We start from the raw sequence: 14658 nt of genomic DNA on the forward strand, positions 1-14658 counted from the left end.
GTTTAATGCGCACCTCCCCAGCCCATAACGGCATAAACGACACCTACGATAAAAGCGGCAACCACGCCGAATACAATAACAGATCCGGCCAGCTTGAACATATTACCGCCAACCCCGAGCACTAGGCCCTCTGCCCGGTGTTCCAGTGCCGCCGAGCACATGCTGTTGGCGAACCCTGTGACAGGCACGGCCGAACCTGCCCCGCACCACTGGGCAAGCTTGTCATATACACCGAAGCTGGTCAGAATGACGGAGAGCAGGATCAGAATAGCCACTGTCGGGCTTGCTGCTTCCCGCGAAGTCATATCGAATATAGCCATGAACGCTTCCTGAATGCCTTGTCCCAGCACACAGATCAGGCCGCCTGAAATAAAGGCGCGCACACAATTCTTAAACACAGGACGGGATGGCACATATGGCTTGCTTAGCTCCTTATAATCCTGCGGGGTCAGCGTATCAAGCCGCAGCTTGACGCCTGATTTCTTTGTCTTTGCCGGCAATGCAGACACCTCCAGTTAGGATACGAAAGGGAGCGGGCAACGGGATACGCGTTTCCCGTCCCTCCGGTTTGTGCTTCAATAAAGGTTTTTCCTTATTGTTCACTATAGGCGGCCCCGTTATGTCCCCTTAAGCTCAGGAAAAATAAAACAGCACAACAATCAGCAGCAAAAACAGCACCAGTATCAGCACGGTTTCATTGTCCCGCCGGTACCGGCGGGGGTACCGCTTGTGGAGACCTCGGGCCTGCACCTTCCTGGACACTCCCCGATTGCCTGCTGCGGCTACGCTACCTGATAGCCACATTCTCCTCGCATCCTTTCCCGGCTCCTGCCTGCAGAGCCCTTACAACATAGTATTCGTCTACCAGGTCACTGTGTTCATGTGCCTTCCTGCCATGGACAATCGGCGTAACAATGTTCATACTGGGTAAGATGAACAAAGGACAATCACCAAAAGCGAGAAGGAACCGCAATAACACCTGATCCTGACAAGTGGAAACGGACTTGCCGTCCTTTTTAGGACGGTACCGTTTCAGCGAGAAAGATAAGGATAATTTATGTGCGGAGCATAAAACTCTTATCTTTTATCAATAACTTAAGTTCATCCTATAAGTGTATAAAAGGAGCGATATATGTATGAATCCAGAAACACTCGACTTGTTCAAAACATTGACCGAATTCCCTTCAGCCCCCGGCTTCGAGCGTGAATTGCGCGCTTATGTCAAGGAGGCGATGGCGCCTTATACCGATGAATTCGTGCAGGACCGCCTGGGCAGCCTGTTCGGCGTGCTGCGCGGTGAGGCGAACGGCCCCAAGATCATGGTCGCCGGACATTTGGATGAAGTGGGCTTCATGGTTACCGGCATCACGGACAACGGAATGATCCGTTTCACGCCGCTGGGCGGATGGCTTGCTTCGGCAGTGGCTTCGCAGCGGCTGCAGATTATCACACCAAAGGGGACACTGAATGGCGTTGTCGGCAGTACACCGATCCACCTGCTGAGCGCGGAAGAGCGGGGCAAGACGGGCGATATCGGTAAAATGTACATAGATATCGGCGCGGACAGCCGCGAGGAAGCACAGAGCTTCGGCGTTGCCCCGGGGCAGCAGATTGTGCCGGTCTGTCCGTTCACCCCGCTGGCCAATCCGAAGAAGATTATGGCCAAAGCCTGGGACAACCGCTATGGCGTAGGTCTGGCAATTGAATTAATGAAGGAATTGCACGGCAAAAAATTGCCGAATACTGTCTATTCCGGCGCTACCGTCCAGGAAGAAGTCGGACTGCGCGGTGCGCGGACCGCGGCCAATCTGCTTCAGCCGGATATTTTCTTCGGCCTGGATGCCAGTGCTGCTGCCGACATGACCGGTGACCGCCAGGCCTTCGGCCAGTTGGGACAAGGTGCCCTGCTGCGCATTTTTGATCCTACGATGATTACCCACCGCGGACTGATTGAATACGTTCAGGATACGGCGGATACGCACCGGATCAAATACCAGTATTTCGTCTCCCAGGGGGGAACGGACGCCGGTCAGGTGCATGTCAGCGGGATCGGCATTCCTTCGGCGGTGATCGGGATCTGTTCACGTTATATCCATACGGCTACTTCCATTATTCATAGCGACGATTATGCAGCGGCCAAGGAGCTGCTGGTCAAGCTGGTTGAAGGCCTGGACCGCACTACACTGCAGACGATTCTGGAGAACAGCTAAGCAGAGCTTTAATTCGGCGGGTATGGTTATGCCAATCTTATTATTACGGTGCCTCTCTTACAAAGAGGGCGCCGTATTTGTTATGCCGACATCATACGCACCGGAAGCGCAAAAAGCCGCAGGGATAGGTTGCCCCCGCGGCTGTAGTTCTATAGATTTATTTCAACTTCGCATATTGCTCCATCGCAGATTTATGAACCGGATGATCAGCAGCAATGCCCGTATACTTCGCCAGAGCAGCTTCTGCGCCAAGCTCAGTAATAGCGGCTTGCAGCTCCACTGCTTCCGGGTCATCGCTTACATTGAACAGCAGTGCGCCGGCCATTGAGCGGGTCAGGGCAGCATAGCTGAGCCCCCTGTCGTACGCCTGCAGCGCAGGTGAGACCAGACGGTCATTCGGCGACAGCTTGCGCAGCGGCGAACGGCCGACACGGGATACTTCATCGGTCAGCGCCGGGTTGCGGAAGCGCTCAAGGATTTTGTCGATATACTTGCTGTGTTCTGCCTGATCGAAGCCGTGCTTCTGGATCAGCACTGCACCGGTTTCTTCCAGCACTTCACGGACCTGTGCAGTCAAAGCTTCATCTGCCATAGCCTGCTGGATGGTTTCGTACCCGCGCAGGAAGCCAAGATATGCTGCGGAGCAGTGTCCGGTATTCACGGTGAACAATTTACGCTCGATATAAGGCTCCAAGTTATCCACGTAGTGCACACCTTCAACAGGTGTATAGCCCGGGATCATCTGGGAGGAATCTACGACCCACTCATAGAATGGCTCTACGACAACCTTCAGAATATCCTCATGCTGCTGCAGCGGAACAATCCGGTCAACCGCTGCGTTCGGGAAAGCAATAGAAGCATCCGCTTTGGCACGGGCTGCTTCATCCAGCTTGGCATACACCAGCTCTTTGAGCTGAGCACTGCCTCCAATCGCGTTCTCGCAGGCAATTACATGCAGCGGTGCGGAAGAGACCGCTACCCGTCTGCTGATGCCATCAGCCAGAACACCTGCAATATGCTTCAGAATCGACACGCCGACAGCTGTGGTAACCAGATCGGCTTCAGCAATCGCTGCAGCAACTTCTTCACCATGAGTAACGCTGCTGAGTGCAGTTACATTGTTGACGATTACCGTCTCCTGACCCTCGCTGGCCAGCGTTACCGGGTACTCACCGCGCTCCTTAAGCTGGGATACAAACGCCTCATTTACATCCACGAAAGTTACTTGATACCCTGCCTGCGACAGCAGTAGTCCGATGAAACCTCTGCCGATGTTACCCGCGCCGAAATGGACAGCCTTCATCATTCCATGCCTCCTTCGAAGATCGCGATCACATCAGCGGCAGTTGGAGCATTCATTACACGCTCGATGGCATCATCTTCTGTGAAAATCATCGCCACGTTGGTCAGGACCTCCATATGCCCGTCGCCTGCGGCGGCAATACCGATCACTACGAATGCAGGCTCATCCCCGCCGAAATCCACGCCGTCCGGAAAACGGATCACAGACAGTCCGGTAGATTTGATGAATGGCCGTGCTTCCTTGGTACCATGAGGGATCGCCAGCCCTCCGCCCATATAGGTGGACACCACTTCTTCGCGCTCCAGCATCTTAGGAATATATTCTTCCGTTACATGTCCTGCATCGACAAGCAGCTTACCCGCCATAGTGATCGCTTCGTATTTATCTTTAGCGGCACCGTGCATAATTACTTTATTCTCTGACAGTATACTCATATGGTTTCTCTCACTTTCAAATTAAATTTTAGTTTGGAAAAAATGAAGCAGCTCTGAGGACAGATATCCCCGGATCTCAGGCTCCGTACGCTCCTCCAGCAATTGTACCAGTTCGGAATTAAGCAGCAAAGCGCTGATCTCGCTGAGCACCTCCAGACTCTCCTTGGACAGTCTGCGCGGAGCCAGCATAAGCAGAATCACTCTAACCTCAGTGTCTCCCTCCAGAATCACAGGCTGGCGCAGCCGGTACAACGTAAGCGATGACAGATGAATATGGCTGCTGCGGGTATGAAAAAGCGCCAGCCCCGTGTCCGGTATCACCTGACTGGTCATCCGCTCCCGCTCCAGCAGGCGCTCCAGCACAATGTCCGCATCCCCAATTACGCCGCTTCCATTCAGCAGTGCCAGCATTTCCACCAGTGTTGCAGACAAATCCATATCCTTATTGTCAATGGGATGGAACCGGAACCGCTCCAGCAGGCTGACCATTTCATCAAGAATCCCCTTGTAGCTCCTCAGCCGCTCAAGTGAAGCCTCATCCCGCATAGCCCGGTCCTGCTCACCTAATGGGCCTGTTTCCCGCTCACGCAGCGTTGTATTCTGGATATAATTCAGCAGTTTCTCTATCTCTTCCCCTGTGAGCAGGGGGCTGATTTTGATATAACGTTCCTTATCAATTGGCAGATCAATGGTAGAAATAATCAGGTCGTAGTCCACATCCGGCAGGCGTGCGGCTTCATACCAGGAAATATTGCCGAGAATCTCAATCTGCGGCATTTCTTTGGTCAGCCGGGTAGCCAGCAGACGGGAGGAGCTGAGTCCGCTGGCACAGACCAGAATGGCTCTGACATTACGCCTTAGCTGATTAAGCCGCTCGACGGAAGCCCCGAAATGCATAACCAGAAACCCGATTTCTTCATCCGGAATTTCAAGCTCAAGCTGCATATCCTCTACGGAGGCACGGACGATGTTGAACAGATACTCATAATCCCGGCGGATCGGTCCGAGCAGCGGATTGCGGATGCGTGTACCTTCACGAATCCGCTTCAGGGCGGGATCGATATGCTCCAGCAATCCTTCGCGCAGGGAACGGTCACTCTGGAAAGGAAGCCCTGTCCGTTTGACCACACTCTCCGTCAGCTTGTAGACGATCTCCATTAACTCAATATCGCCGTAGGCAAAACCGGCAGAAGAGAATGAATCCTGTACCCGGTCGAATAATCCGGCGATATACAAGACCTCTACCCGGGGAATTTCCATCCCAAGCGCCGCTCCGAGCTGCTGGACAAAGCTCTCAGCCCCGGCAATGTTGCGGTGATCAGACATTCTGGAATAACCCGCCTCTTCACCGCTGTCAATGCTCCGGCCGATTTCGATCCGCCTGGTCGTTACGGCTAGACCCAGCAGCATTTCCATGTAGACAATTTCCGGAAGCTCAGCGGTCCATTTCCATTCCATATCCCACAGGGTATTCTCTACCTCCATAAGATTGGATTTCCCTACCGTAGACAGCAGAACACGGAAGGCCGGGTTGCTCTCAGCCTGGGAGCCATGACCTACCAGATCGGACAGATCCAGATGCTCAGCGGCCAGCCGGCCAATCGCCCGGCGCTTATCGATCTCACTGCCGGTGATTTCAACGCCGTAGCCTCTTCTGCGGACCAGCTCCAGGCCGAATTTACGGACCCATTGCTCCAGTTCGTCCAGATCGTAGCTTACAGAGGCGACTGTCACCTTGAGTGAATGCGCGAGCGTGAACAGCTTCACCGGCTCTTCCGCCTCCAGCAGGGCGCAGAGCTCATACACCTTGCGGTCTTCTCCAGAATACTCCGCCGGCTTCTCTTCCCGCAAAAACAGGCGCAGCTCCGCAAGACCGGCCTCCGGGCCGCTCAATTGTATGCCTTTTCCCGATTTTTTGATCAGATTCAGACCAAAATTCTTCAGCGCAGACTCTATGTCCTCCATCTCCCGGTGAACGGTTCTTACACTCACAGCGGTAGCCTCGGCGATTTCAGCGGCCGTAATTTCTCCGCTGACTCCGAGCAAAAGCCATATAATCTGGCGCTGCCTGGCGGTAATTTTCCTCATATTCCGCGAACACCCTCCGCCCTACACCAAGTAGAAACGGCTATGCCGTCCTATAAGGGACGGCATCCGTTTCAGCAAGAAATATAAGGTAAAGTATAGTGGAACATATACTTTCTTATATTTGGAGACAAACGCTGGCTTTGTCGGCCAGCGTCTCCTTATTTGACATTATGCTTATTAATTTATCTTACACTTCTGCGTCTTACTTCAAACGTTCCACGAGCTCATCATATTTCGGGCTCTTCAGGAAGTTGTCGATCGAGATGTGCTCTGCGTTTGGATTCACGGCAATGGCACGGTCAGTAAGTGTCTTCTGCGTAACTACGATGTCGGCATCCGCAGGAATTTCACTGACAGCAGAGTTCACAACCGTAATGTTAACCCCTGCGCTTTGCAGTTTCTTGCGCAGTACGGAAGCGCCCATCGCACTGGAACCCATCCCTGCATCACAAGCGAAGACGATTTTGTTCACATTGGCTTTAGTGCGTACATTAGCAGCTACAGTAGTTGCAGTTGCCGCAGTTTGAGCTGCAGTTCCCGCGGATTTCATGTCTTTAACCTTGGCTGCTGCTTCCTCAATATCCATTTCTTCTTCGTCATTCTTCTTAACAGTCTTCAGCAGCAGGGCCGCAAGAGCGAAGGACACGACGGTTGCGACGATAACCCCGGCCAGCATTGGAAGATATCCGCCCTTAGGTGTCATCGCGAAGTATGCAAAGATACTGCCTGGAGAAGGAGAAGCTACGAGACCTGCACCCAGCATCTGGAAGGTGAATGTACCCGATACACCGCCACCGATAACTGCAAGGATCAGACGCGGGTTCATCAGGATGTAAGGGAAGTAGATTTCATGAATACCGCCCAGGAAGTGAATGATGATTGCGCCCGGTGCGGAAGATTTAGCAGAGCCTTTACCAACCAGCCAGTAAGCAAGCAGGATACCAAGACCTGGACCAGGGTTCGATTCAAGCATGAATAGAATAGATTTACCTACCCGTTGTGATTGTTCAAGCGCGATTGGTCCAAGTACACCGTGGTTGATCGCATTGTTCAGGAACAATACTTTGGCTGGTTCAATGATAATATTGATGAGCGGCAGCAGATTATGATTTACCAGGAACTCAACACCATTAGACAAGATGTTGGTCAAGCCTTCAACCAGAGGTCCAATACCTTTAAGTGCTCCAACGGATAGTACGCCACCGATAATACCGAGTGAGAAGTTATTAACAAGCATTTCGAAGCCGGCTTTGATTTTGCCCTCAACCGCTTTGTCAAATTGCTTCAATACCCAGCCAGCCAGCGGACCGACCAGCATAGCACCAAGGAACATCGGAATAGATGATCCGACAATAACCCCCATTGTAACTACTGCCCCGATAACACCGCCGCGTTTGCCGTGAACCATCTGACCGCCGGTATATCCGATCAGCAGCGGCAGCAAATATTTGATCATTGGATCAACCAGAGCTGCAAGGCTTTCATTTGGATACCAGCCGGTTGGAATAAATAATGCTGTAATTAACCCCCATGCGATGAATGCGCCGATATTCGGCATAACCATACCGCTGAGCATGCGTCCGAATTGCTGGACTCTTACCCGTGCACCACCGGATGAAGTTTGCTGAGTTGCCGTTGTGGCCATTTAAGATGCCCCCCTAATTAATTGAATGAGAACCCTTCATTTACTTCTTCTTGAAGGTCATCTCCTATGAACACATCGTAAATCAAAGCGCTTTCTTTGTCACCAAATTGAAAACACGGTTTCGTCATGAATGTTGTTGACATCATTTAAGAGTTCCTGCCAAGGGGCTATAGTATGGTGTTTCCACTGCTCCCAATGACCTATATCAGGCCTATTAGCAAGGATACTCCATTCTGTGTGCAAACCTTTTGTCCGCCGCATTCCCCTTTTAGGATGCACCCAATTACCGTTATTTATCATATCCTCCAGCCTTGCCGTACAAAATAACCGCACAAAGTTGCTGGATAGCCAGTTGCTACTTATGCTCCTCATTTCTTCCAGGGATGCACATTGTGTTCGGTTTTTCGCATACATTTGGTCTGGTTACCCTCACAGCAGCTCATTGTATTCGGTTTTTCTGTGAAAATACGTCTGGCACTGCGATAAACGCACGGCCTACGCGGCGCACCCAGTCCAATTGTGTTCGGTTTTTCGATTACATTTGGCCTACGCGGTGCACCCAGTCCAATTGTGTTCGGTTTTTCGATTACATTTGGCTTACGTGGCTTACCCAGTCCAATTGTGTTCGGTTTTTCGATTACATTTGGCTTACGTGGCTTACCCAGTCCAATTGTGTTCGGTTTTTCGATTACATTCGGCTTAAGCGGCGTACCCAGTCCAATTGTGTTCGGTTTTTCGATTACATTTGGCCTACGCGGTGCACCCAGTCCAATTGTGTTCGGTTTTTCGATTACATTTGGCCTACGCGGTGCACCCTTTCCAATTGTGTTCGGTTTTTCGATTACATTTGGCCTACGCGGTGCACCCTTTCCAATTGTGTTCGGTTTTTCGATTACATTTGGCTTACGTGGCTTACCCAGTCCAATTGTGTTCGGTTTTCCGTTAAAATATGTTAAATAAATGAAAAGACGATGTTCTGTTTTTTAGCCACGCTGCTCATTTTCATGCTGGAGTTGTGCCTTGAAAGACATGTTTGTTTTCGCATACATTTGGCCTGATTCCCCTCGCAGCAGCTCATTGTGTTTGGTTTTTCGCGCATACATCGGCCTCCTCTGGCCAGCCTTCAGGGGGATTCTGCGGGATTCCTGATACAAGAACATATTGATCCTTCAGACGTTTTTGCTTCTTGCTCCAATGAAGATTATCCACAACAGACGGAATTCATGAGTTCCTAACAAAAATACAACAAAAAGCCAACCAGAAACTTCTGGTTGACCTAATAATACGAAAAACTGCCCCCTGTACGGGGACAGCCTTGTCTTCTCATGCTTATCATTCTTAACATGCTTAGTGCACGTTCTCAAATCATATCCAGCGGAACCTTCCATGACGGCTGCGGAAAAGCATCGTCCAGCTGCCAAAGCTCATCTGACGTAAGCACAAGCTTGCCGGCGGCTGCATTCTCTTCCACATGCTGGCGGGTGCCCGCTTTGGGAATAGCCATCACATTCCCTTCACGGATGCTCCAGGCCAGCAGAATCTGCAGCGGAGTCGCTTCATGGTCTCGGGCAATTCTCTGTACGGTTTCATTCTCGGTCAATCCTTTTCTCAAGGTTCCCGCCTGGGCCAGCGGAGAATACGCCATTACAGGAATTTTGTGTCCGCTCAGCCATGGCAGGAGCTCATGCTCGATGCCTCTGGAGCCGAGATGGTAGAGCACCTGATTCACTGCGCAGTGATTGCCGCCGGGAATGCGCAGCAGCTCCTGCATGTCGGGCGTATCGAAATTGGAGACACCCCAGCGGGCGATTTTGCCGGAAGCTACCAGTGCCTCCATTCCCTCTACAGTCTCCTCCAGCGGGATGGTCCCCCGCCAGTGCAGCAGGTACAGATCCAGATGATCGGTGCCCAGCCGCTTCAGGCTCGCTTCACAGCTGCGGATTAGTCCGGCTCCTGCAGCATTATGCGGGTAAACCTTGGAAACGAGGAATACGTCATCGCGGATTCCCTTCACCGCTTCACCGACAAGTTCCTCGGAACGGCCGTCCCCATACATCTCAGCGGTATCAATCAGATTCATTCCCAGCTCTACGCCAAAGCGCAGAGCAGCGATTTCTTCAGCCCGGTTCGCTGCATGCTCGCCCATGAACCAGGTTCCCTGGCCCAGTTTGGGTAACATAACTCCGTCCGGCAGTAGGATTTTATCAGATACAGGTTTGCTCATAATAATGGAAGTCTCCTTATAGGATGAATGGTGTGACTTGCTACTACTTATTATATTTACCATATCCGCTCTCCCGAAACATCCGGCAAGTGTCCAAATCATAAACTTTCAGCGGAATCAGCCGATCAGCTTCAACCCGGCTACAGCTCCAAGAATCAGCACGATGCAGAAAATACGCCGCGGATCGCGGGCTTCACCATAGAACAACATACCCATAATCGCCGCTCCAGACGCGCCAATCCCTGTCCAGATTGCGTAAGCTATCCCCATCGGCAGGCTCTCCATCGCCAGGGACAGCAGCAGGAAGCTTGCACCGAAACCCAGGACAAGCAGGCCTGCAGACTGCCAGTTGCGGTTCTTATGCAGCTTACCTATCATGGCCACCCCGAACATTTCACATAACCCGGCGGCAATCAACATTACCCATGCCATATTACTTCAGCTCCTTTGCTTGCTTATCCGCCATATCCGCAGGCGTGGCCAGCTTCAGGCCAACAACTCCGGCCAGCAGCAACACTATCAGTACCAGCTTCAGCGGACGCAGCGGCTCTCCGAACAGGATTCCGCCAGCCAGAACGGTTCCCGCAGTCCCGAGCCCGACAAATACTGCGTAGACTGTACCGACCGGCAGCCTGCCGCTGGCCCATATGAGGGCGTAGAAGCTGACCAATATCGCCACTATCGTTATCGCCCATTCCCAGGGGGCCACAGCGTGCTTCAGCCCGATTACCCATACCACTTCAAAGCAGGCAGCACCTGCAATCATTGTCCATGCCTTGCTGTTGTTATTTTTGCTCATTTCTCTTCTGCCTCCTGAAAATAAAATAAGCCCGGAAGGTTATCGTCGTATGACGATACCTCCCGGGCTTTTATCCCTCCGTGTATACACGGCTATGGTTCACTCCGTGCGTTCTCCCTCGGACCAGACCAGCATAACAGCTGCGGAACCCTAGAGAACATATAAAGCATTATTAAGTTACAACGTATGTTAGCAAATCCCCCTGTGAAAAGCAACCCCTATGTTCTTGCCGGCACCGCTGCTGCGTCTTACTCCTGTCCGGCCAATGCGTTCATTTCACGCAAATCTTCAGCCAGATCGGCTTCGGTATATTTGCCCTGGCCGAAGCCGATCAGCGCGCGCAGCGGCATGTATTTCATCATGGCCAGGAACATTTCAGGATTATCACCCATCGCATCTTCCATCCCGAAGATACTGCCGTAATTCTTGGCTTTGCCCTCAGTCAGCGGATTCGCCAGCAGATCTCCGACCGTAGAGTTGCGGTGGAACCTTACGGCCAGCTTCGTCGTCGATACTACCTCCAGCTCTGCGGTGAGGCGGATATCGCGTGAGGATGAACCTACGGCGATCTTGAACATCCCGCTCTCCACATGCCAGTCGGCCAGCTTCACATTGTAGTAGGCAAAGGAGCGCTTATTCAGTGTAAAGGTTACGTCGCATTCTTCCCCCGGCTGCAGCTCAATCTTGTCGAAGCCCTTCAGCTCCTGCAGCGGACGGAGCACGCTGCTCTCTACATCGCTGACATAGAGCTGCACGGTCTCTTTGCCTGCTCTGCTGCCGGTGTTCTTAACGGTCACCTTAACCTTTACGGTGTCCGTATCCTTGATGCTGGTCTGATCCAGCGACAAATTGCTGTACTCGAATTCTGTATAGCTGAGTCCGAACCCGAACGGGAACAGCGGCTCAATTTCTTTTTTATCATAATAACGGTAGCCGACAAACAAGCCTTCCTTGTACTCCACGGTATCGCCTTCTCCAGGGAAATTCAGGAATGATGGATTGTCGCTCAGCTTCTGCGGGAACGTCTCCGCCAGTTTGCCGCTTGGGCTTACTTCACCAAAGAGCAGATCGGCCACCGCGCCGCCAAAAGCCTGCCCCCCGAGATATCCTTCCAGCACAGCCTTCGTCTGCGGCAGCCAAGGCATTTCTACTGGAGAGCCGTTGCTGAGCACCACGATAATGTTACTCTGAACCTCAGCCACAGCATCGAGCAGAGCCAGATGGCTCGCCGGAAGCGACAGGTGGCTGCGGTCATAACCTTCCGACTCATAGCGGTCAGGCAATCCAAGGAACAGCACGGCAGCATCCGCTTTCACCGCTGTATCGCGGGCTTCCTGCAACAGTTCCTCATTAACCTCATCGCTGGCCAGCTCATACCCCTGTGCGTAGAGGAAGCTAGCCCGATCACCTGCAACCGCCTGCATCTCGATGAAAGCATCATCCAGCTTCGTCGGATTCACATGCGAGCTGCCGCCGCCCTGATAGCGCGGTGTCTTGGCGAATTCGCCGATAATTGCCAGGGTACCGCTCTTGGCAAGCGGCAGAACACTGTCTTCGTTCTTCAGCAGCACCATGCTCTCCCGGGCCACCTCACGTGCCAGTGCATGATGTTTGTCCTGATCGAAGACGGCCTGTTCGTCCCGGCTGCCCGTACTCTTGAAGATAAAAGCCAGCATCCGCTCTACCGCAAGATCCAGAGTCTCCACGGACAGCTCCCCGTTGTTCACTGCAGCTACGATCTTGGCGTCGCCGATGCCTCCGCTTGACGGCATTTCCAGCTCCAGACCCGCCTGCAGCGCCTTCACCCGCTCATTGACCGCACCCCAGTCGGACACAACAAAGCCTTCAAAGCCCCACTCGTCGCGAAGCACTTGCGTCAGCAGCTTATGGCTCTCTGAAGCATACTCACCATTCACCTGGTTATAGGAACACATCACGCTCCAAGGCTGGCTCTGCTTCACCGTGCCTTCGAAGCTGGCCAGATAGATCTCGCGGAGGGTCCGCTCATCAATAACGGCATCCACGGACATCCGGCGGTGTTCCTGATTATTGGCGGCAAAATGCTTCAGTGAAGTCCCGACCCCCTGGCTCTGCACTCCCTTCACATGATGCGCGGCCATCTCCGAAGCCAAATAAGGATCTTCCGAGAAATATTCAAAGTTCCGGCCATTCAGCGGTGAACGCTTGATATTATTGCCCGGCCCGAGCAGAACAGCAACATTCTCGACCTGACATTCCGCCCCCAATGCCTCGCCTACCCGGGCAATCAGCTTACGGTCCCAGGAAGAAGCCAGACCCGCTGCTGACGGAAAACAAGTCGCCGGTACGCTGTTATGCAGGCCCAGATGGTCCGCACTTCCCTGCTGCTTACGGAGACCATGAGGCCCGTCTGTTACCATCAGTGAAGGAATGCCCAGCCGTTCAATGCCTTTGGTATTCCAGAAATCCAGTCCGGAGCAGAGTCCAGCCTTCTCTTCAAGTGTCATTTGTGAAATTAGCTGCCGGATTTCCGCTGCTGTTGCCGTTGCCATAGTGTAGCCCTCCTAAGAATGCGTTTTCTTTTCTTTATTTTATACGACTTGTTCCGGCATTTATGGCATTTTATTTGGATTTTTGGTAATTTGGTTATATAAGAAAAGGAAGTGTTGGTTATGCCCGAGAACATGGAAGAACGCGAAGGAGTAGAGTATACCTGCAAGCTGATATATGAGGCTTACCGGGTTCCGGTCATGTGGCTGGATGCCGCAGACACTCCCCGGCTGACCCTGCCTCCGGCATTCGAATGCCGCCCGGCCGTTCAGGGGGCTCACTCCCTGCTTCAAGAGGTCATGGATATTGCCCGTAGGAGCAGCCCTGCTGCAACAGCTGCCGGGAAGGCTGCCCGCACTGCGGCTCCGCCGTATCTGCATACTACCGGCTTCCTGGAGAATTTCATTATTCTCCAGCTGCCTGAAGCAGATCATGCCGGCGGAGCCATCCTCATCGGTCCGGTGCTAAGCGCACCGGTCACCGGAGATAACGCGGCCAGCCTGATGCGCGATTACAGCATTCCTCCGGGGCAGCAGGAAGGCTGGCAGCAGTATTACCGCAGCTTGCCTGTGCTCAGCCGGATGCGCTGGTATCATGCTGCGCTGCTGCTCTACACCCTCGCCACCGGTGAGGCATTGTCCATTACAGAGCTGCTGCTGGCTGCGGGCAATGCGGAGCAGTCTGTCCCGCAGCCGGATGACAGCCCGGATCTGGACCTGTCCTACCGCCGCGAGAACACCTGGCTGCACCATGACCCGATGCTGGAGCGGGAGATGTTCCGCCATATTGCGAACGGGGACAAGGCGGGGCTGCTGCGGACCCAGGCTTCTTTTTCGGAAGAGAGCTACGGACGGTTGTCGAAGAAAAGCCAGCTGCGCAGCAAAAAAAACCTGGCCGTCTCCTCCATTACACTGGCGACACGCGCAGCGATTGAAGGCGGGCTGTTCTGGGAGATTGCCTATACCCTCAGCGACTTTCACATCCAGCATATTGAAGAGCTTCATGATATTCCGGCCGTGGACCGCGCCCAGCTTGCCGCTCTCTGTGACTTCGCCGACCAGGTGCTGGGCAGCCGCAGTTCGAAGCTCTCCCGCATCTCCGCGCTGTGCCAGAATTATATTTACAATCATTTATATGAAGAGATTCCGCTCAGCAGGCTGGCCGAATTCACCGGACTTAACGCCAGTTATCTGTCTCAGCTGTTCAAAAAGGAGACCGGAACCGCCATCAGCGATTATATCCAGCAACAGCGGGTCGAAGAAGCCAAACGGCTGATGGAGCTGCCCGGCATTCCGCTGTCGGATATTGCCTCCCGGCTGCATTTCAACGACCAGAGCTATTTCACCAAGGTATTCAAGAAATACACGGGCCTCACTCCCGGACAATACAAGCAGGATTCAGAGCGGTTCTCCCGTTTCACCTAAGT

13 protein-coding genes and 1 riboswitch are annotated in these 14658 nt (G+C 52.9%); of the genes, 3 read left to right on the forward strand and 10 right to left on the reverse strand.

The features are described 5' to 3' along the window. Positions 1 to 2: 2 nt before the first annotated feature. A complete protein-coding gene (spoVAC, locus tag MKZ24_RS29615; RefSeq protein ID WP_340789380.1) occupies positions 3 to 500 on the reverse strand; it encodes a stage V sporulation protein AC in 498 nt (165 codons plus the stop codon). 133 nt (positions 501 to 633) lie between these two features. Next, a complete protein-coding gene (locus tag MKZ24_RS29620) occupies positions 634 to 804 on the reverse strand; it encodes a hypothetical protein (protein WP_340789383.1) in 171 nt (56 codons plus the stop codon). 332 nt (positions 805 to 1136) lie between these two features. Between MKZ24_RS29620 and MKZ24_RS29625 the strand changes: the two genes are divergently transcribed. After that, complete coding sequence (locus MKZ24_RS29625; RefSeq protein ID WP_042233830.1) at positions 1137 to 2210, forward strand: M42 family metallopeptidase; 1074 nt, start codon at positions 1137 to 1139, stop codon at positions 2208 to 2210. Positions 2211 to 2367: 157 nt separating this feature from the next. On the opposite strand, the gene MKZ24_RS29630 is transcribed toward MKZ24_RS29625, so the two are convergent. From MKZ24_RS29630 to MKZ24_RS29645, 4 genes are all read right to left on the reverse strand, one after another. Further along, positions 2368 to 3513, reverse strand: coding sequence for a mannitol-1-phosphate 5-dehydrogenase (locus MKZ24_RS29630; RefSeq protein WP_340790239.1), 1146 nt, complete (start codon positions 3511 to 3513; stop codon positions 2368 to 2370). Then, a complete protein-coding gene (locus MKZ24_RS29635) occupies positions 3513 to 3947 on the reverse strand; it encodes a PTS sugar transporter subunit IIA (RefSeq protein WP_042211347.1) in 435 nt (144 codons plus the stop codon). Before MKZ24_RS29635 ends, MKZ24_RS29630 begins: the two co-directional genes overlap by 1 nt. Before the next feature lie 21 nt (positions 3948 to 3968). After that, entirely contained in the window at positions 3969 to 6035 is a 2067-nt protein-coding gene (locus MKZ24_RS29640) for a BglG family transcription antiterminator (RefSeq protein ID WP_042233825.1), read from the reverse strand. 202 nt (positions 6036 to 6237) lie between these two features. Further along, positions 6238 to 7680, reverse strand: a complete 1443-nt coding sequence (locus MKZ24_RS29645; RefSeq protein WP_340789391.1) for a PTS mannitol transporter subunit IICB — start codon at positions 7678 to 7680, stop codon at positions 6238 to 6240. A gap of 519 nt (positions 7681 to 8199) precedes the next feature. Between MKZ24_RS29645 and MKZ24_RS29650 the strand changes: the two genes are divergently transcribed. After that, positions 8200 to 8640: a hypothetical protein gene (locus MKZ24_RS29650; RefSeq protein ID WP_340789393.1), complete on the forward strand. Its 441-nt coding sequence runs from the start codon at positions 8200 to 8202 to the stop codon at positions 8638 to 8640. 400 nt (positions 8641 to 9040) lie between these two features. Here MKZ24_RS29650 and MKZ24_RS29655 read toward each other — a convergent pair whose 3' ends face one another. The 4 genes from MKZ24_RS29655 to MKZ24_RS29670 all read right to left on the reverse strand — a co-directional run bounded on the left by MKZ24_RS29655 (position 9041) and on the right by MKZ24_RS29670 (position 13234). Then, entirely contained in the window at positions 9041 to 9904 is an 864-nt protein-coding gene (locus MKZ24_RS29655; RefSeq protein ID WP_340789396.1) for an aldo/keto reductase, read from the reverse strand. Between the two features lie 117 nt (positions 9905 to 10021). Continuing rightward, positions 10022 to 10336: a DMT family transporter gene (locus MKZ24_RS29660; protein ID WP_042233818.1), complete on the reverse strand. Its 315-nt coding sequence runs from the start codon at positions 10334 to 10336 to the stop codon at positions 10022 to 10024. 1 nt (position 10337) lies between these two features. Next, positions 10338 to 10703 carry a DMT family transporter gene (locus tag MKZ24_RS29665; protein ID WP_042233816.1) on the reverse strand — a complete coding sequence of 122 codons (366 nt, stop codon included), beginning with the start codon at positions 10701 to 10703 and terminating at the stop codon, positions 10338 to 10340. A gap of 57 nt (positions 10704 to 10760) precedes the next feature. After that, positions 10761 to 10868, reverse strand: a riboswitch (guanidine-I (ykkC/yxkD leader). Between the two features lie 83 nt (positions 10869 to 10951). Then, positions 10952 to 13234, reverse strand: coding sequence for a glycoside hydrolase family 3 C-terminal domain-containing protein (locus MKZ24_RS29670; RefSeq protein WP_042233814.1), 2283 nt, complete (start codon positions 13232 to 13234; stop codon positions 10952 to 10954). A 120-nt stretch (positions 13235 to 13354) separates the two neighbouring features. Between MKZ24_RS29670 and MKZ24_RS29675 the strand changes: the two genes are divergently transcribed. Continuing rightward, complete coding sequence (locus MKZ24_RS29675; protein WP_052416097.1) at positions 13355 to 14656, forward strand: helix-turn-helix domain-containing protein; 1302 nt, start codon at positions 13355 to 13357, stop codon at positions 14654 to 14656. The last annotated feature ends 2 nt before the right edge of the window (positions 14657 to 14658 follow it).

Origin of the sequence: Paenibacillus sp. FSL R7-0297 (genome assembly GCF_038009025.1) — a bacterium.
Taxonomy (GTDB): Bacteria; Bacillota; Bacilli; order Paenibacillales; family Paenibacillaceae; genus Paenibacillus_AQ.

Excerpts from the sequence above, each read along its gene's own strand:
- MKZ24_RS29635 (WP_042211347.1), bottom strand. The coding sequence starts at position 3,947 with ATGAGTATACTGTCAGAGAATAAAGTAATTATGCACGGTGCCGCTAAA.
- MKZ24_RS29625 (WP_042233830.1), top strand. The coding sequence starts at position 1,137 with ATGAATCCAGAAACACTCGACTTGTTCAAAACATTGACCGAATTCCCT.
- MKZ24_RS29660 (WP_042233818.1), bottom strand. The coding sequence starts at position 10,336 with ATGGCATGGGTAATGTTGATTGCCGCCGGGTTATGTGAAATGTTCGGG.
- MKZ24_RS29630 (WP_340790239.1), bottom strand. The coding sequence starts at position 3,513 with ATGAAGGCTGTCCATTTCGGCGCGGGTAACATCGGCAGAGGTTTCATC.
- MKZ24_RS29645 (WP_340789391.1), bottom strand. The coding sequence starts at position 7,680 with ATGGCCACAACGGCAACTCAGCAAACTTCATCCGGTGGTGCACGGGTA.
- MKZ24_RS29620 (WP_340789383.1), bottom strand. The coding sequence starts at position 804 with ATGTGGCTATCAGGTAGCGTAGCCGCAGCAGGCAATCGGGGAGTGTCC.
- MKZ24_RS29640 (WP_042233825.1), bottom strand. The coding sequence starts at position 6,035 with ATGAGGAAAATTACCGCCAGGCAGCGCCAGATTATATGGCTTTTGCTC.
- MKZ24_RS29665 (WP_042233816.1), bottom strand. The coding sequence starts at position 10,703 with ATGAGCAAAAATAACAACAGCAAGGCATGGACAATGATTGCAGGTGCT.
- MKZ24_RS29655 (WP_340789396.1), bottom strand. The coding sequence starts at position 9,904 with ATGAGCAAACCTGTATCTGATAAAATCCTACTGCCGGACGGAGTTATG.
- MKZ24_RS29675 (WP_052416097.1), top strand. The coding sequence starts at position 13,355 with ATGCCCGAGAACATGGAAGAACGCGAAGGAGTAGAGTATACCTGCAAG.
- MKZ24_RS29670 (WP_042233814.1), bottom strand. The coding sequence starts at position 13,234 with ATGGCAACGGCAACAGCAGCGGAAATCCGGCAGCTAATTTCACAAATG.